This window comes from Pedobacter sp. KBW01 (genome assembly GCF_003852395.1).
Lineage (GTDB): Bacteria > Bacteroidota > Bacteroidia > Sphingobacteriales > Sphingobacteriaceae > Pedobacter.
Map to the genome: position 1 here is coordinate 20,153 of NZ_QAJQ01000001.1, position 14,703 is coordinate 34,855.

General features: G+C 38.4%; 16 protein-coding genes. 8 read left to right on the forward strand and 8 right to left on the reverse strand.

Features of this window, described 5'->3' with window-relative positions; all coding sequences use genetic code 11:
- Nucleotides 1-128: 128 nt before the first annotated feature.
- A complete protein-coding gene (locus tag DBR40_RS00075; RefSeq protein WP_233603733.1) occupies nucleotides 129-560 on the reverse strand; it encodes a DUF1801 domain-containing protein in 432 nt (143 codons plus the stop codon).
- Between the two features lie 255 nt (nucleotides 561-815).
- Here DBR40_RS00075 and DBR40_RS00080 point away from each other — a divergent pair, with 255 nt between their 5' ends.
- The 5 genes from DBR40_RS00080 to DBR40_RS00100 all read left to right on the forward strand — a co-directional run bounded on the left by DBR40_RS00080 (nucleotide 816) and on the right by DBR40_RS00100 (nucleotide 5,275).
- Nucleotides 816-1,241: a hypothetical protein gene (locus DBR40_RS00080; protein WP_124557779.1), complete on the forward strand. Its 426-nt coding sequence runs from the start codon at nucleotides 816-818 to the stop codon at nucleotides 1,239-1,241.
- A gap of 164 nt (nucleotides 1,242-1,405) precedes the next feature.
- On the forward strand, nucleotides 1,406-2,527 hold the full coding sequence (locus DBR40_RS00085; RefSeq protein WP_124557780.1) for a Gfo/Idh/MocA family protein: 1,122 nt from the start codon (nucleotides 1,406-1,408) through the stop codon (nucleotides 2,525-2,527).
- Between the two features lie 335 nt (nucleotides 2,528-2,862).
- Nucleotides 2,863-3,939 (forward strand): PAS domain-containing sensor histidine kinase, encoded by a 1,077-nt coding sequence (locus DBR40_RS00090; protein WP_124557781.1) that lies wholly within the window; start codon nucleotides 2,863-2,865, stop codon nucleotides 3,937-3,939.
- A gap of 40 nt (nucleotides 3,940-3,979) precedes the next feature.
- Nucleotides 3,980-4,630, forward strand: coding sequence for a response regulator (locus DBR40_RS00095; RefSeq protein WP_124557782.1), 651 nt, complete (start codon nucleotides 3,980-3,982; stop codon nucleotides 4,628-4,630).
- Nucleotides 4,631-4,756: 126 nt separating this feature from the next.
- Complete coding sequence (locus tag DBR40_RS00100) at nucleotides 4,757-5,275, forward strand: RNA polymerase sigma factor (protein WP_124557783.1); 519 nt, start codon at nucleotides 4,757-4,759, stop codon at nucleotides 5,273-5,275.
- A gap of 173 nt (nucleotides 5,276-5,448) precedes the next feature.
- On the opposite strand, the gene DBR40_RS00105 is transcribed toward DBR40_RS00100, so the two are convergent.
- Both DBR40_RS00105 and DBR40_RS00110 read right to left on the reverse strand, forming a co-directional pair.
- Nucleotides 5,449-5,934 (reverse strand): hypothetical protein, encoded by a 486-nt coding sequence (locus tag DBR40_RS00105; protein WP_124557784.1) that lies wholly within the window; start codon nucleotides 5,932-5,934, stop codon nucleotides 5,449-5,451.
- Nucleotides 5,924-6,379: a hypothetical protein gene (locus DBR40_RS00110; protein ID WP_124557785.1), complete on the reverse strand. Its 456-nt coding sequence runs from the start codon at nucleotides 6,377-6,379 to the stop codon at nucleotides 5,924-5,926. Before DBR40_RS00110 ends, DBR40_RS00105 begins: the two co-directional genes overlap by 11 nt.
- Nucleotides 6,380-6,545: 166 nt before the next feature.
- Between DBR40_RS00110 and xth the strand changes: the two genes are divergently transcribed.
- Nucleotides 6,546-7,322 (forward strand): exodeoxyribonuclease III, encoded by a 777-nt coding sequence (gene xth, locus DBR40_RS00115; protein WP_124557786.1) that lies wholly within the window; start codon nucleotides 6,546-6,548, stop codon nucleotides 7,320-7,322.
- A gap of 15 nt (nucleotides 7,323-7,337) precedes the next feature.
- Here xth and DBR40_RS00120 read toward each other — a convergent pair whose 3' ends face one another.
- The 5 genes from DBR40_RS00120 to DBR40_RS00140 all read right to left on the reverse strand — a co-directional run bounded on the left by DBR40_RS00120 (nucleotide 7,338) and on the right by DBR40_RS00140 (nucleotide 12,365).
- Nucleotides 7,338-7,739, reverse strand: coding sequence for a PAS domain-containing protein (locus DBR40_RS00120; protein ID WP_124557787.1), 402 nt, complete (start codon nucleotides 7,737-7,739; stop codon nucleotides 7,338-7,340).
- A gap of 190 nt (nucleotides 7,740-7,929) precedes the next feature.
- Entirely contained in the window at nucleotides 7,930-9,045 is a 1,116-nt protein-coding gene (locus tag DBR40_RS00125) for a M42 family metallopeptidase (RefSeq protein WP_124557788.1), read from the reverse strand.
- A 64-nt stretch (nucleotides 9,046-9,109) separates the two neighbouring features.
- A complete protein-coding gene (locus DBR40_RS00130) occupies nucleotides 9,110-9,523 on the reverse strand; it encodes a GNAT family N-acetyltransferase (RefSeq protein ID WP_124557789.1) in 414 nt (137 codons plus the stop codon).
- Nucleotides 9,510-10,682: an MFS transporter gene (locus tag DBR40_RS00135; RefSeq protein ID WP_233603734.1), complete on the reverse strand. Its 1,173-nt coding sequence runs from the start codon at nucleotides 10,680-10,682 to the stop codon at nucleotides 9,510-9,512. The genes DBR40_RS00130 and DBR40_RS00135 overlap by 14 nt, the downstream gene beginning before the upstream one ends.
- A 141-nt stretch (nucleotides 10,683-10,823) precedes the next feature.
- A complete protein-coding gene (locus tag DBR40_RS00140) occupies nucleotides 10,824-12,365 on the reverse strand; it encodes an acyl-CoA carboxylase subunit beta (RefSeq protein WP_124557790.1) in 1,542 nt (513 codons plus the stop codon).
- 313 nt (nucleotides 12,366-12,678) lie between these two features.
- Between DBR40_RS00140 and DBR40_RS00145 the strand changes: the two genes are divergently transcribed.
- Both DBR40_RS00145 and DBR40_RS00150 read left to right on the forward strand, forming a co-directional pair.
- Nucleotides 12,679-12,969 carry a hypothetical protein gene (locus tag DBR40_RS00145; RefSeq protein ID WP_233603735.1) on the forward strand — a complete coding sequence of 97 codons (291 nt, stop codon included), beginning with the start codon at nucleotides 12,679-12,681 and terminating at the stop codon, nucleotides 12,967-12,969.
- Nucleotides 12,970-13,094: 125 nt separating this feature from the next.
- Entirely contained in the window at nucleotides 13,095-14,702 is a 1,608-nt protein-coding gene (locus DBR40_RS00150; RefSeq protein WP_124557792.1) for a SulP family inorganic anion transporter, read from the forward strand.
- The last annotated feature ends 1 nt before the right edge of the window (nucleotide 14,703 follow it).

Here is a 14,703-nt window from a genome sequence, read left to right on the forward strand (position 1 = left end):
AGTTAGTTTGTTCGAAATAAGGAATAGTCAAATATTGTAAAAATTAAGTATTTGCAGCGTAACTTCTTATTTACATCGCGTTGTATAATAACCGGACTGAGTTTGACACATTTTATAGTGTGAATAAATTAAGGATATAAATTGCTTATATGTACTACAGAATTGAGGATCATTTCCCTTAAAACAGGGATATCGATATCGCTCATTTTTTTCACATATATGCAGGCCTTAGCCGTTTTATGTTTCCCAAATCTGGCAAGTAACTCATCTCGGTTTTTAAAATGTGCGGAAAGATACAGCGCAATGGCCTCTTTGCGTGGCGAGAAGCCAACCAGGGGAGCATCTCCCTCGCGGCCACTTTCATATTTATAATGGTAGCTACCAAAACCTACAATAGCAGTACCCCACATTTTGGCCTTAAAGCCAGTTGTTTCGGTTATAATGTGCGATAGGGCAAAGCAATCTGTGCGTTTGGTTTCAGCTGCTACCGTATTGATAAAATCAGTAACACTTAACTCGTTTTCGGTAGTTTTATTCTGTGCCATATCTTTTTTTATCATGAATATAAGAGTTTAAAAATTAATTTGCATTCTTATAAATATTAATGTTTGCCCGATAAGACGTTGTTTATCATTGTTTTGATTATAAATAAGGCAGGGTTGGCGCCCGCTTCACACAATTTTGCTGAAGTAACTTGATAAATGTCAAAAAATCAACACTTTTTATACAACCTTACACACTAATTCTTAAATTTAACCTGTCAATCGTCCCCGATATATGATTTAATTATTTTTAAATTAAAATTAATTATCTCAATGACAACAACACTACTAAAACAAGGAGAAATCCTTGAGCGCTTAGTGCGCAGAGATCGCATGGGCATCAGTGAACTTTCTAGAAAACTTCACGTAAGCCGCAGAACAATTTACAATTGGTTTGGTCAAGACAGAATTGGACATGAAGTAATTTGGCAGGTAGGCAAATTATTAGGTCAGGATCTTTCTTCATCCTTTCCAGAAGCCTTTCCCAAGTACAGTTCAGAACCTACGGGTCAAATTGCCGAACCAGGCAAACAGGGCAGTTCAGATTCTAATTCTGTATATTTTTGGATGAATAAGTACATTCATTTATTAGAAAAGTACAACGACCTGTTAGTAACAGAAGAATCACATGAAACCGATCAGATTAGCAAAGAATTCCCATTAAGGAATAGAAGATCTGAAACATTTTTGTATCAATAGCAATGAATAGCTTTGAGTTGTAACCTTTTATTAAATGAAAATTTAAATCATCCCGTTGATTTTTTCCTTTTAGTCATCTCCTATCCCAAACTTGTAATATTTTAAGTGGTTTGAATTAAGGCGTTCATAAATTTTCTAATTTGGTGATAATCAATTTAGAAAATATGATCAGGGAACCTTATTGCATTGTTAAGTTGCTTTTGCGCTTCAATTGCCTAACTATTTGTTTATTACTTTCTTCCCTTTTAGTGCTAGCGCAGGCTAAATTAAGTGTTGCCGTAGCCGGACTAAATCACGATCATGTATATCTGATCATGAACAGTTATCAGAAAGCTGATGTTAATATCATTGGCATTGCCGAAAATAATCAAGAACTGGTAAACAGGTTTAAAACCCGTTACAAAATACCAGATAGTGTATTTTATCATAATCTTACTGATTTACTTCGTCATAAAAAACCAGATGTTGTTTTAGCTTATAATGCCATAAGCGATCATTTAGCAGTGGTAGAAGCAGCCGCACCGCTTGGTATATCGGTAATGGTCGAAAAACCTTTAGCCATTTCGGTAAAACAAGCCGAACGTATGGCTGCATTGGCGAGCCAATATAAAATACATGTATTTACCAATTACGAAACAACCTGGTATCCCAGCAATCAGGAAATTTATAAAAATGTAAAACAAACTAATAGTATTGGACCTTTGCGGAAAATGATTGTGCACGACGGGCACCAGGGACCTAAAGAAATTGGGGTAAGCAAAGAATTTTTAAGCTGGTTAACCGATCCCAATAAAAACGGGGCAGGAGCCCTTGTCGATTTTGGTTGTTACGGGGCAAATTTAATGACCTGGCTAATGGATGGGCAGAAGCCAATATCAGTTACGGCTATTACCCATCAAATTAAGAAAGATGTTTATCCCAATGTTGATGATGACGCCACCATTTTACTCGAATATGCATCCGCTACCGGAATTATCGAAGCTTCATGGAACTGGCCGTTTAGCATAAAAGATATGGAAGTATTTGGTACAATAGGGTATATGCAGGCCATTAATGAAAAGAATTTAAGAAGCAAAACCACGGGAAAGGGCGATTATCAGATTTATCAGGCACAACCCCTGAACCCCGTATATGCAAATCATTTAAACTATTTAGCGGCTGTTTTAAAGGGAGATATTGATCCCGGCAATGATTTGTCGTCATTGGCCAATAACTTAATTGTAGTAAAAATTCTGGAGGCCGCTAAAACTTCGGCCAAAACCGGTAAAAAAGTACTACTGAAATGATTCCTTTCCTAAATAAAAATAGCCACCTGTTTGATGGCTATTGATAAAAGATTTTTGATCTTTTTATGGTGTGCCTGCCCTCCGCGGATCTCCCGCTCACAGGACTTTTTTATCGTTCTATTGTGATAACAATTTAGGCAATAGTTGGTTTTGTTATGTAAAATAATTTTGCACATCCTGTGGAAAATGTTAATATCTCAAAAAACGGCAAAGTACATTCGGGTTCTGCCATTTTTGCAAACCAAAACATTTTAGCTCCCCTGCTGTTTGAACTCTAGTTGTAACTTAAGGAAAACATCGTCCTTAATGCCCGGTAATTATCCAATTAGAACATTATGGCTCAATTCAATACAGATATTTTTTGTAAGCTTGGTGGTTTATCTGCTGATGGATATTTCATTTTTGATCAAAAAAAGAGAGATTTCGTTTACCTCAACAACTCAATAGGGAAAATTTGGGAATTAGAGACTGGAGACATTCTTGAAAAACCAGCATTGTTGTTAAAAAATATTCATCCCGAAGATGCCGATCATGTGGTATCCTGCTATGATGAGAGCCTGGAAGCTAAAGCTGAAAAAAAATACGAGTTCAGGTTACTGTTCAACGATCATGAAAAGTACTTACGCGCCAGTGTTTTTAACATCACAGATGGCGCAGATTTATATTTACTGGGTATTGTAGAAGATACGACAGTAATGAGGCATAATAAAATTCATATTGAACAAATTAACTCTCGTAAAAATATTACCCTCGAGGTTTTGGCTCACGATTTAAAAGAGCCTCTCGGGATGATAAAATTTGCAGCTTCATCAATAGAAGAAAGATTAGTGAACACTGGCGATTTGAAGGTAATAGAAGCTTTGAGTTTTATAAAAGATATGTGTGCGCGCAATTTGTTATTGGTGCGGAGTATGATTAACCGCGAATTCTTAAAGTCGTCGGTAATAGAAATTGGAAAGGAGCGGGCTGATCTGGTTTGGGAGTTGAGGGATGTGGTTCGTTTTTACAAACGCTCTAAGCTTGGCAGAACGAAGAACATCCAGTTTACCAGTTCTGCCGATAAAATCTATCTGCAGTTAGACAGTATGAAGTTTTTGCAGGTAATCAACAATCTGATCTCGAATGCACTAAAATTTACAGCCGACGATGGTTATATTGGTTTACATGCCGAAGCTTATGAAAATAAGGTTTTGATAAGCGTAACCGATGATGGCATCGGTATCCCCGACGAATTACAGGCAGGTCTTTTCGATCGCTTGCCGCAAACCCTAAGGCCGGGTTTAAAGGGGCAAGAATCTGGTGGTTTTGGGATGGGGATAATAAAGGCAATTGTAGAATTACATCGGGGAAAAATCTGGTTTACAAGCAAAGTTGGCGTTGGAACTACCTTCTATATTGAGCTCCCGAAGTAGGCATTTTTAATTTTAAAATACCGTAAGTTATATTTGAATTATGATTAACATTATTCTTGCGGATGATTATAATATTATCCGGGCTTCGCTTAAAGCACTTATTGAAAAATATGAAGGCATCAAAGTTATAGCAGAAGTATCAGATGGATTAGCCGTTTTAGATCTTCTTGAAAAGGGAATAAAAGCTGATATTGTTTTATCAGATATCGTAATGCCGAAGCTCGATGGTATAGCACTAACGAATACCATTAAAACAAAAGGATACCCCGTAAAAGTGGTTGTACTATCAATTTTAGATGATGAAAAATATGCTTCAAATGCCTTTACATCAGGTGCTTCTGCCTATTTATCAAAGGACATAGAAGAAGACGAATTGCTGTTTTGCCTGCAACATGTAATGAAGGGAAAACGTTACCTTTCTTCTGATTTATGTATCTCCATTCTTGAACGTTTTAATAACCAGCTCAACATGCTAGCCCAGAATATGAGCAACGGAATTAACTTTTCAGAGCGCGAAATTAACGTGTTAAAGCTCATTGCCGAAGGACTCACCAACCAGGAAATTGCCGATAAATTATACCTGAGCAGGCGTACTGTAGAGAGCCAGAGAGAGGCTCTGATTAGTAAAACCGGTACTAAAAACTCTGCTTCATTGGTGCGTTTTGCTATGCGAAATGGGTACGTTGCCTAGCATTTTTGTCAATTTTTGAGGGTATTTTTTGCTGTTTTAAATAAACCGTAAAAAATCGGGTATTTCTACAAATAACACAAAGCACTTGTATTTGTTCAATACGTATATCAATCCCCAAAACCAAGTATGGAAACTTTAAATTTCAATTGCGACATTTACCAATACAGGCAGCCACTTTTTGATCGCGCTTTAGCTTATACCCGCGATGAAGATGACGCGGCAGATCTGGTACAGGATACTTTTATGAAAGCTTTCCGGTTTTCGGGTAAGTTCGAACTTGGTAGCAATGTAAGGGCCTGGCTTTTTACCATTTTAAAAAATACATTTCTTAACCATTATTATAAGGTAAAACGCAAAAATGAAATCATACAGCAGGAAGAAGATTTAACATCCGTACAGCTTGCGCCAAGCGCTTCGTCAAACGGTGGCAGTGCCAAGTTTATGATGGAAGATATTCAGAAATCGTTAAATGCACTACCCGAAGATTGTCGCTTTTGTTTCTGCCGTTATTTTGAAGGGTATAAATATCATGAAATTGCAGCAGAACTAGATATTCCACTAGGAACAGTAAAAACCAAAATACATGTTGCCAGAGGGCTTTTAAAGAAAATGCTTAAAAACTATAAGGCCGATATGGCTGCTTAAATTAGGTTTAAACCTAGCGCAGATGGAACAAAAAGGGACAGACTAAATAGTCTATCCCTATATCTAAACTCAAACATGCGCTCAAACATGAATGAATCAAACAACTAAACATTTCAGTTTAGTATTGGTTTTAAAAATGTGGATTATTTGTGGAAATAAACCTTCTTTTTATTTTATTTTTGTTTTAACTCCAGTTTTAATTCGTTTATCTGCTCGCGCGCCTGCCTGTTCTCCAGGTAAAAATAAATCGCACTGGCCAAAAATATTTTTCCCAAAATAAATACGGCAATAAAAACCCATTTCCAGGCTTTATTAACGCGCATTTGGTTCGATTCAGCTTCTACCTCGATGTATTTTTCTTCTTTGGAATTTTCATTATTATCAGGGTTGGCATTTGGCCTGGTAACTTTTTGTACAGTCTGGCTGCGGCGTTGAATTTCGTTTATCTCAACCTCAATTTTTTCTAACATACCAGCCGGAGGCTGAATTGCCATACCCTGAGCTAAAACTTCCATGTCAAGTTCCAGGATTGCTAAGGCGTCCTTAAATTCGGGGTATTCTTTTTTTAGCAATAATACTTTCTGAACCTCTTCTTCAGTGGCAATACCCATTACATAGGTTTCCATTAAACCACTTTCAATAATTCTTTTAATTTCCACGACTCCTCCTCATTTTATCTATTGATAGTTTCAATTGATTTCGGATTTCATCTTCTTCGCTACCTAGTGTTAAGGCCAGGTATGAAATAGATTTTCCGTGATAATATACTGCGCAAAAAATTTGTTTTTGTAAATCGTCTAATAAATCCAGATTACCATTGCTCTTTTTTAGGCTTGGCGCTAAAGGATAATCTTTTGCTGTAACCGATGCCAGTTTATTTTGTGCATATTGGCGGAGTTCTAACCATATACTGAGCTGGCTTTTTTCTTGCCTGCCAAAATTTTCAGAAAAAGAAGTAAGAATGGTAATCAGATGGTCTTCCGATTTTTGATGGTCTTGAACAATGCCATTAATATAGCCAAGTAGCATGGCGGCATACTTGTCGTAAAACCAACGGATATCCTTGGGTTCGGCAGAGGGAACATTTAAAACTGCTTTAGGCATAGGTATTGAGCGGGTACTTTTTGATTAACGCGCAAGATAATACCAAATTTTCAAATTACCTTTAATTATTTTAAATATAAACACTTCTAAATAGCGTTACAAAGGTTTTGAAACAAAATACGGGCTGTTGGTTCTATTTTTAAATTTTATTGCAGAGATTTATAAGATGAAGATAGCTACTTATAATGTAAATGGTGTGAATGGCCGTTTGCCGGTTTTATTGCGTTGGCTGGAAGAGACACAGCCTGATGTGGTTTGCTTGCAGGAGCTAAAAGCCCCTGATGAAAAATTTCCTGAGCAGGCTATTAAAGATGCAGGTTATAATGCCATTTGGCATGGACAGAAAAGTTGGAATGGTGTGGCTATACTGGCCAAAAATCTAGAAATAAAAGAATCGAAACGCGGTTTAGACGGAGATCCCGAAGATTTACAAAGTAGATATATAGAAGCGATGGTAAACGGTGTATTAATTGCTTGCCTTTATTTACCCAATGGAAACCCTGCGCCAGGGCCTAAATTCGATTATAAATTACAATGGTTTGAACGTTTTACAGCGCACGCAGCGAAACTTTTAGCCAGTGATGTGCCTGTTGTTTTGGCAGGCGACTATAATGTTATCCCAACTGAGCAGGATGCATATAAGCCAGAGCGTTGGGTTGAAGATGCATTATTCCGTCCGGAAACGCGCGAGGCTTTTAAAAATTTATTGGCGCAGGGCTGGACAGATGCAATTAGAAAGTTATACCCCAATGAAACCATTTATACCTTCTGGGATTATTTCCGTAATGCCTACGGTCGTAATGCGGGTTTAAGGATTGACCACTTTTTACTTAACCCAATCGCCAACGACAGATTAGTATCGGCAGGTGTAGATATGCAGGTGAGGGGCTGGGAGAAAACGAGCGATCATGGGCCGGTTTGGGTAACGCTTAATGAAGGCTGATTGACTTAATACAATCTATTTCTTCAGATCGGTTACATCCATTGTGGTTCCAATTAATTTTAAAGATTCGCCGTCTGGCTGAGACATGATTCCATCAGCCCTGATCCATCGGATTTCACCATCCGGACGGCGGATTCTGTATATTGAATGATAAATGCGCTGCTCGTTTGAAATGGTTAGTTCAATGTCATCCTGAACACGATCAAGATCTTCGGGCAGGATTAAACCCAGTATTGTTTCGTAAGTTAATACACCATCGGCAGGGTAGCCGAAATTTTTTTTAAAAGATGTGCTTGATCGAAGAATGCCCGTTGGTAAACTCAACTCCCAAAAACCAAGCCCGATTTGATTAAAAACCACATCCCAATGGTCATCGCATATAATGGCAAGGTCTAATGTTCTGTGGCTTAATCTCATAAATAAGGATAAACTATTTGATTAATATAGCTTAACAATGTAGAGATAATTTGGGCAATAATAGAAAAAAGCGTAGTGCTATAAGTTTTAAGATAAATGTTGTTTAACCAGCTTTGCTTCAGTTTATTATCCAATAAAAAAAGAGCTAAGTTTTAAACCTAACTCCTTTTAAAGCTATTTTCCGAAACTATTATTTGAATTCTCTAAAGTCCTGCCCGTCGGTAATGTTTAATAAACTTTCATAAATTAAGCTAATTACATTGTCTACATCTTCTTTATGTACCATTTCTACTGTGGTATGCATGTAGCGCAAAGGCAAAGAGATTAATGCCGAAGGCACACCTCCGTTTGAATATGCAAATGCATCAGTATCAGTTCCGGTAGAACGTGATGAGGCCTGCCGCTGAAATGGAATATTGTTTTTCTCTGCCGTTTTAATCAGTAATTTATTCAGATTGGTTTGTACTGCAGGTGCATAAGAAACCACTGGGCCTTTGCCTGCCGATAAATCACCCTGAGTATTTTTGTTAATCATTGGGGTTGTAGTGTCGTGTGTTACATCCGTAACAATGGCTACATTTGGTTTAATGCGTTGTGCAATCATTTCTGCGCCACGTAGGCCTATTTCTTCCTGTACTGAGTTTACAATGTATAAACCAAAAGGAAGTTTTTTCTTGTTTTCTTTTAATAAACGGGCAACTTCGGCAATCATAAAGCCACCTACGCGGTTATCAAGCGCACGGCCAACATAATAACGGTCGTTTAGTACCATAAACTCATCTTCGTAGGTAATTACGCAACCTACATGAATGCCCAGTTTTTCTACTTCTTCTTTCGAGGTACAACCACAATCCAGAAAAATGTTTTTCAACTCAGGAGCCTGCTCTTTTTCACCGTGGCGGGTATGGATAGCCGGCCAGCCAAAAACAGCTTTAACCAAGCCTTTTTCCGTGTGGATATTAACACGCTTTGATGGCGCAATCTGATGATCTGAACCTCCGTTACGAATTACATAAATTAAACCATCGGCGGTAATGTAGTTTACATACCACGAAATTTCATCGGCATGTGCCTCAATTACCACTTTGTAGGCTGCTTTAGGGTTAATTACGCCGACTGCTGTGCCATAGTTATCAATAAAATGCTCGTCTATATATGGTTTTAAATAATTTAACCAGATTTTTTGCCCTTCCCATTCGTAACCGGTAGGAGCTGGGTTATTGATGTATTCTTCTAAAAACTGTAACGATTTTTTAGTGACTACAGTTTCATGTTTTTTCTTTTCATCGTCTTTTTTCTTAGCCATATGATATTTGTTTTATAGCAAGGTGCAAAGCGCATAGCTTTATGTGCTTTCTTGTCTTTGTCAATTAATATGTTAGTTCTTTTTCCATTACCACGAAATCATTTCCATCTTTGGAGAAGATTTTATCCGTTTCGTGGAAGCCAAATTTAAAATAAAATTCCTTAGTCTGTACACGGGCATTGCACCATAGTTTTGTCGCTTTTTGAATTTTACAAAAATCAATCATATAGGTCATTAATCTGGAGCCATAACCGAGTTTTTGCGCCTCGGGTAGTACCGCCAATTTTCTGAACTGATAAATATCACCCTCATAGAAGAGTGAAACCACACTGGTTAATTTGTGATCGGCATATAGTCCGAAATGAATGCCCTCAAAATCATCTTTAAGCTTTACGATATCAAACGGCTGGTCGGGGTACATGGCCTCGTGACGGATACGCCAGGTTAGCGATGGGAATATTTGCTCAATTTGAACCATTGGTAAACTTTCTTTGCCCGTAAAATTTATAAATTAAAATATTAATTAGTGTAATTCCCGTCATACCATAACAGAATAAGGTCCACCCACCTTGTCCCCAGAGCCAGAGGCCTAATGCCGAACCACAGCTTGCCCCGATAAAACTTACCGACATAAATATGGTGTTCAGCCTATTTCTTGCTTCGGGTACTAAAGTGTAAATACGGGTTTGGTTAGTTACATGGATGGCTTGCTGAGCAATATCAATTAATACGATTCCGATTATAAATAAGTATAAATGACTACCTGTGAAGTAAAACAAAACTATGCTCAACAGCTGAAGGATAAAACCAATCATCAGGTTTTTACGCGGATTGCCACCATCGCTTAATTTACCAACCAGGGGAGCTGCCAAAGCGCCTGCGGCGCCAGCAATTCCAAATAAACCAATCTGTAGTGTCTGAAAATTAAATGGTGGATTGGCCAGAAAAAGTACCATGGTAGTCCAAAAGGCACTGATAATGGCAAAAGCCAAAAAGTTAATGATCGAAGTTTCTCTTAAAGCCGGTTGGCTTTTGATGTAGCCAAACATAGAACGCATCAATTCTTTATAAGTTCCTTTAAAAGCTGGGTAACTCTGCGGGAAACGTTTGGCCATAAGTATAATAAGCAAAGCGCAAATTCCTGCTGCAATGTAATAAACGGCCCGCCAGTCTAGCCAAAAACCAATACTGCCACTAACAGCCCTCGATGCCAGAATGCCGACCAGTAAGCCACTCATAATCATGCCTATGTTGGCTCCACGGTTTTCGTCGGTACTTAGGTTGGCTGCCAAAGGCAAAATAAGCTGCGGTACAATAGAACATGCACCAATGAGTACCGAGGCAATTTCCAATATGAAGAAAGTGTGCGAAAGTGCAGCAAGCAACAAGGCGAAAATAGCCAGACCAGTAATGATCAGGATTTGTTTTTTTCTTTCAAACATATCGCCGAGTGGCACCAAAAGAAAGAGACCTAAGGCATAGCCAATCTGCGTGAGATAGGTGATTTTTCCGGCATTGGTTTCGGTGAGATTGAAATCTTTGGCAATTAACACCACCAAGGGTTGGCAGTAATAAATGTTTGCAACAATTAAACCTGTGCAAAAGGCCATCAGGATGATATCGGCTCGCTTTAACATGTAAAGTATGTAAAATGTATTATGTAAGGTGGATAATGAAATACCATGATCAACTCATATTCCATTATGTAAAATGTAATTATGTAAAATGGTACATTATGTTCAATCCATCTACCATCTTACCTCATCCATATTCCATCCTTACAAAGGTATATTTCCGTGTTTCTTCCTTGGATTATTAACCACCTTATTTTCTAACATTTTGAAAGCTTTTATCAACTTAACACGGGTTTGGGCAGGCTCTATAACCTCATCAACAAAGCCCCGCTCGGCAGCGCGGTAAGGGTTGGCAAAAATATCAGAGTATAGCTTTTCTTTTTCCAGCCATTTTTCTTCGGGGTTTTCCGCTGCGGTAATTTCTCTTTTAAAGATAATTTCGGCTGCACCTTTTGCACCCATTACAGCAATTTCGGCACTTGGCCACGCATAATTCATATCTGCTCCGATGTGTTTGCTGTTCATTACATCGTAAGCACCGCCGTAAGCCTTTCTGGTAATTACTGTAATACGGGGTACGGTAGCTTCACTAAAGGCATATAATAATTTTGCCCCGTTGGTAATAATCCCGTTCCACTCCTGATCCGTTCCTGGTAAGAATCCGGGAACATCTTCGAATACCAGTAATGGGATGTTAAAGCAATCGCAAAAGCGTACAAAACGAGCTGCTTTAGTAGATGAATTACTATCTAAAACACCAGCTAAATAGGCAGGTTGATTGGCTACGATACCAATACTACGGCCAGCAAGCCGGGCAAAGCCCACTACAATATTTTCAGCATAAGCAGCATGTACTTCTAAAAAACTATCAGAATCTGCAACGGCAGCAATTACCTCCCGGATGTCGTATGGTTGCGAAGCATTCTCCGGCATAAAGGTATTTAACTCTGGCCGGGTTTCATCAGATGGTTGGTAGGGTAGGTGACTGGCTATTTCCTCGCAGTTTTGAGGTATATAGCTCAATAATTTCTTAACATGGTTAATGGCTTCGATTTCGTTGGCACAGGCAAAGTGCGTAACACCCGATTTTGTAGCATGGGTAGCTGCACCACCCAGCTCTTCTGATGTTACTTCTTCGTGGGTTACGGTTTTAACCACATTGGGCCCTGTAACAAACATATACGATGTGTTTTCGACCATTAAAATAAAATCGGTTATGGCTGGCGAATAAACGGCACCACCAGCACAAGGTCCCATAATGGCCGATAATTGAGGAATTACCCCCGATGCCTGTACGTTTTTATAAAAAATATCGGCATAACCACCTAAAGAAACCACACCTTCCTGGATACGTGCACCGCCACTATCGTTCAAGCCAATTAATGGTGCGCCATTTTTCATGGCCATATCCATCAGTTTGCAAATTTTCTCGGCATGTGTTTCGGACAAAGAGCCACCAAAAACGGTGAAATCCTGAGAAAAAATATAGGTTAACCGTCCGTTTATCGTGCCGTAACCTGTAACCACGCCATCACCCAGGTATTTTTCGGCTTCCATACCAAAATCGGTACTGCGGTGGGTAACCATCATGCCAATTTCTTCAAAACTGCCTTCATCAAGTAAAAAGTGAATGCGTTCGCGGGCCGTAAGTTTACCTTTTTTATGCTGACTGGTTATTCTGGATTGCCCGCCGCCAAGGCTAGCCTGTTTTATTTTATCCTGAAGTAATGCTATTTTTTTATCCATTGCCTAACGATGAGATTTTAAATTTAAAAATTAACAACGGTATTGCAAGGGGAGCGAATGTAATTTCATTCAGACACTACCACAATTGATTAGACGACTTGTTGTGGCAACTTTTAAAAACCCGGTAGACTTAGTACTAGTGATTAAATGATGGTCAATTTTTAGTATATTACATTTTTTTTACAGCTTAAAGCATTGAAAAACCAAATATCCGTTTATTTTTGTAACATCACATTAGAATAAGATTAGAAATCAATCGATGTTTTTAAGAAAGTACAAATATTTAATCGTTTCAGCATTCATGTTTATCTTCATGGCGAAGATGGGCATTTCTGGTGCGCCGGTATTTTGTACCAGTATCGATAAGGAAATTATGAACGCGGTAATCATGCAAATTGAGTTAGAGCATGAAGGCGGAAAGGATGCCGCCAAAGACACCGCGAAATTTACCGATTTCAAACTTATTGAACTTAATCATCCTATTTTTGCTTACGAGTTCTCTTCAAGTCATTTCTTTTTGAAGAGCAGTTTTATAGAGCATTTTAAGCGATATGTCGATCCATATCACCCTACTGTTCCAACCCCCCCTCCTAACTTTATCTAGTTTTTTCAGGATAAACCATCTTTCATTATCTGATGCTATATAGCATTTGGATGGTGGCCGTGTTATGGCATTTTGGTTTTCCGCACGATTTTATTCGTTAAAATTTACCAGATAATTATATTGTTATGCAAAAGTTTAACCCGGCCTTTTCAGGTACGGATGTGAAGAAATATTTTCTTAAAAAGAATTTAAAGAAGGATTTACCCTCAAGTATCGTAGTTTTTTTGGTGGCTTTGCCGCTATGTTTAGGTATTGCGCTCGCCTCAGGAGCCCCTTTGTTTGCCGGTTTAATTACCGGAATTATTGGTGGTATAGTGGTAGCTTCATGCAGTGGCTCGCAGCTAAGTGTTAGCGGACCTGCAGCAGGCTTAACAGTTATAGTTTTAGGTGCAATAACCTCATTGGGTAATTATCAAACCTTTTTATTAGCAGTGTTTTTAGCAGGCTTTTTCCAAATGATTTTGGGCCTGGTAAAGGCAGGAACCATTGGTAACTACTTTCCGTCGAGCGTAATTGAAGGTATGTTGGCTGCAATTGGTTTAATATTGATATTGAAGCAGTTACCGCATGCTTTGGGGGTAGATAGCGATTTTAGTGGCGATGAAGGTTTTCTTCAGCAAGATCACGAAAATACTTTCTCTGCAATAACAGCAGCAATTAGCCATTTTAGTCTGGCCGCAGTACTGATTAGTGTTATTTCGATCGCCGTATTGCTGATTTGGCCAAAATTAAAAAAACTAGCCATTGTTCCTGCTCCGTTAATTGTAGTTATTATTGGTGTGGTAGGAAGCTTTGTTTTTGCAGGTACCGACCACCAGCTTAGGGCCGATCAGATGGTCAAAATTCCGGTGGTAAGTGGTTTTGGAGAATTTTTAGGATTGTTTTCTATGCCCGATTTTTCTGCGCTAGGCAATAAGGATGTGTATATTGTAGCTTTAACAATCGCTGTTGTGGCTAGTTTAGAAACCTTGTTAAGCATAGAAGCTATTGATAAGATCGATCCAATCAAGCGTGTATCGCCTACAAATAGAGAGCTGGTTGCACAAGGTATTGGTAACATGACCAGTGGTATGTTGGGTGGTTTGCCGCTAACATCAGTAATTGTGCGCAGTTCGGCAAATACAAATGCTGGTGCAAGGACTAAAATGTCGGCAATTTTTCATGGTATCTGGTTATTATTATCCCTGTTATTTATTCCTCAGGTTATTAATATGATTCCACTTTCTTGTTTGGCTGCAATTCTTTTGGTAACCGGATATAAATTAACCAGGATAAGCCTTTTTAAACACATGTATCACAAAGGTTGGGATCAGTTTGTGCCGTTTGTGGTTACTATTGTTGCGGTTCTTTTTACCGATTTGTTAAAAGGTGTGGCAGTAGGCATGCTGGTATCTATTTTCTATTTGCTTCGTACCAATATGCGTAACCCTTTCTTTTATCGCATTTCCAATGAAGGTGATAAAAAGAACATCAGGATTAAACTCGCCGAAGAGGTTTCCTTTTTAAACAAAGCAGCAATACAAGTGGTATTAACGAATATACCGAAAGAAACAAATGTAATTATTGATGGAACCAATGCAAGGTTTATTGATCCGGATGTTTTGGAAACCATTTTTAATTACAAGCATAATGCCTATACCAAAGGAATTATTGTAACCCTCGAAAACATTCAGAAGCATTATGCTGTTCCTAAATTAAATATTAAAGTAGAAGAAGATATAAATAAATTATAGT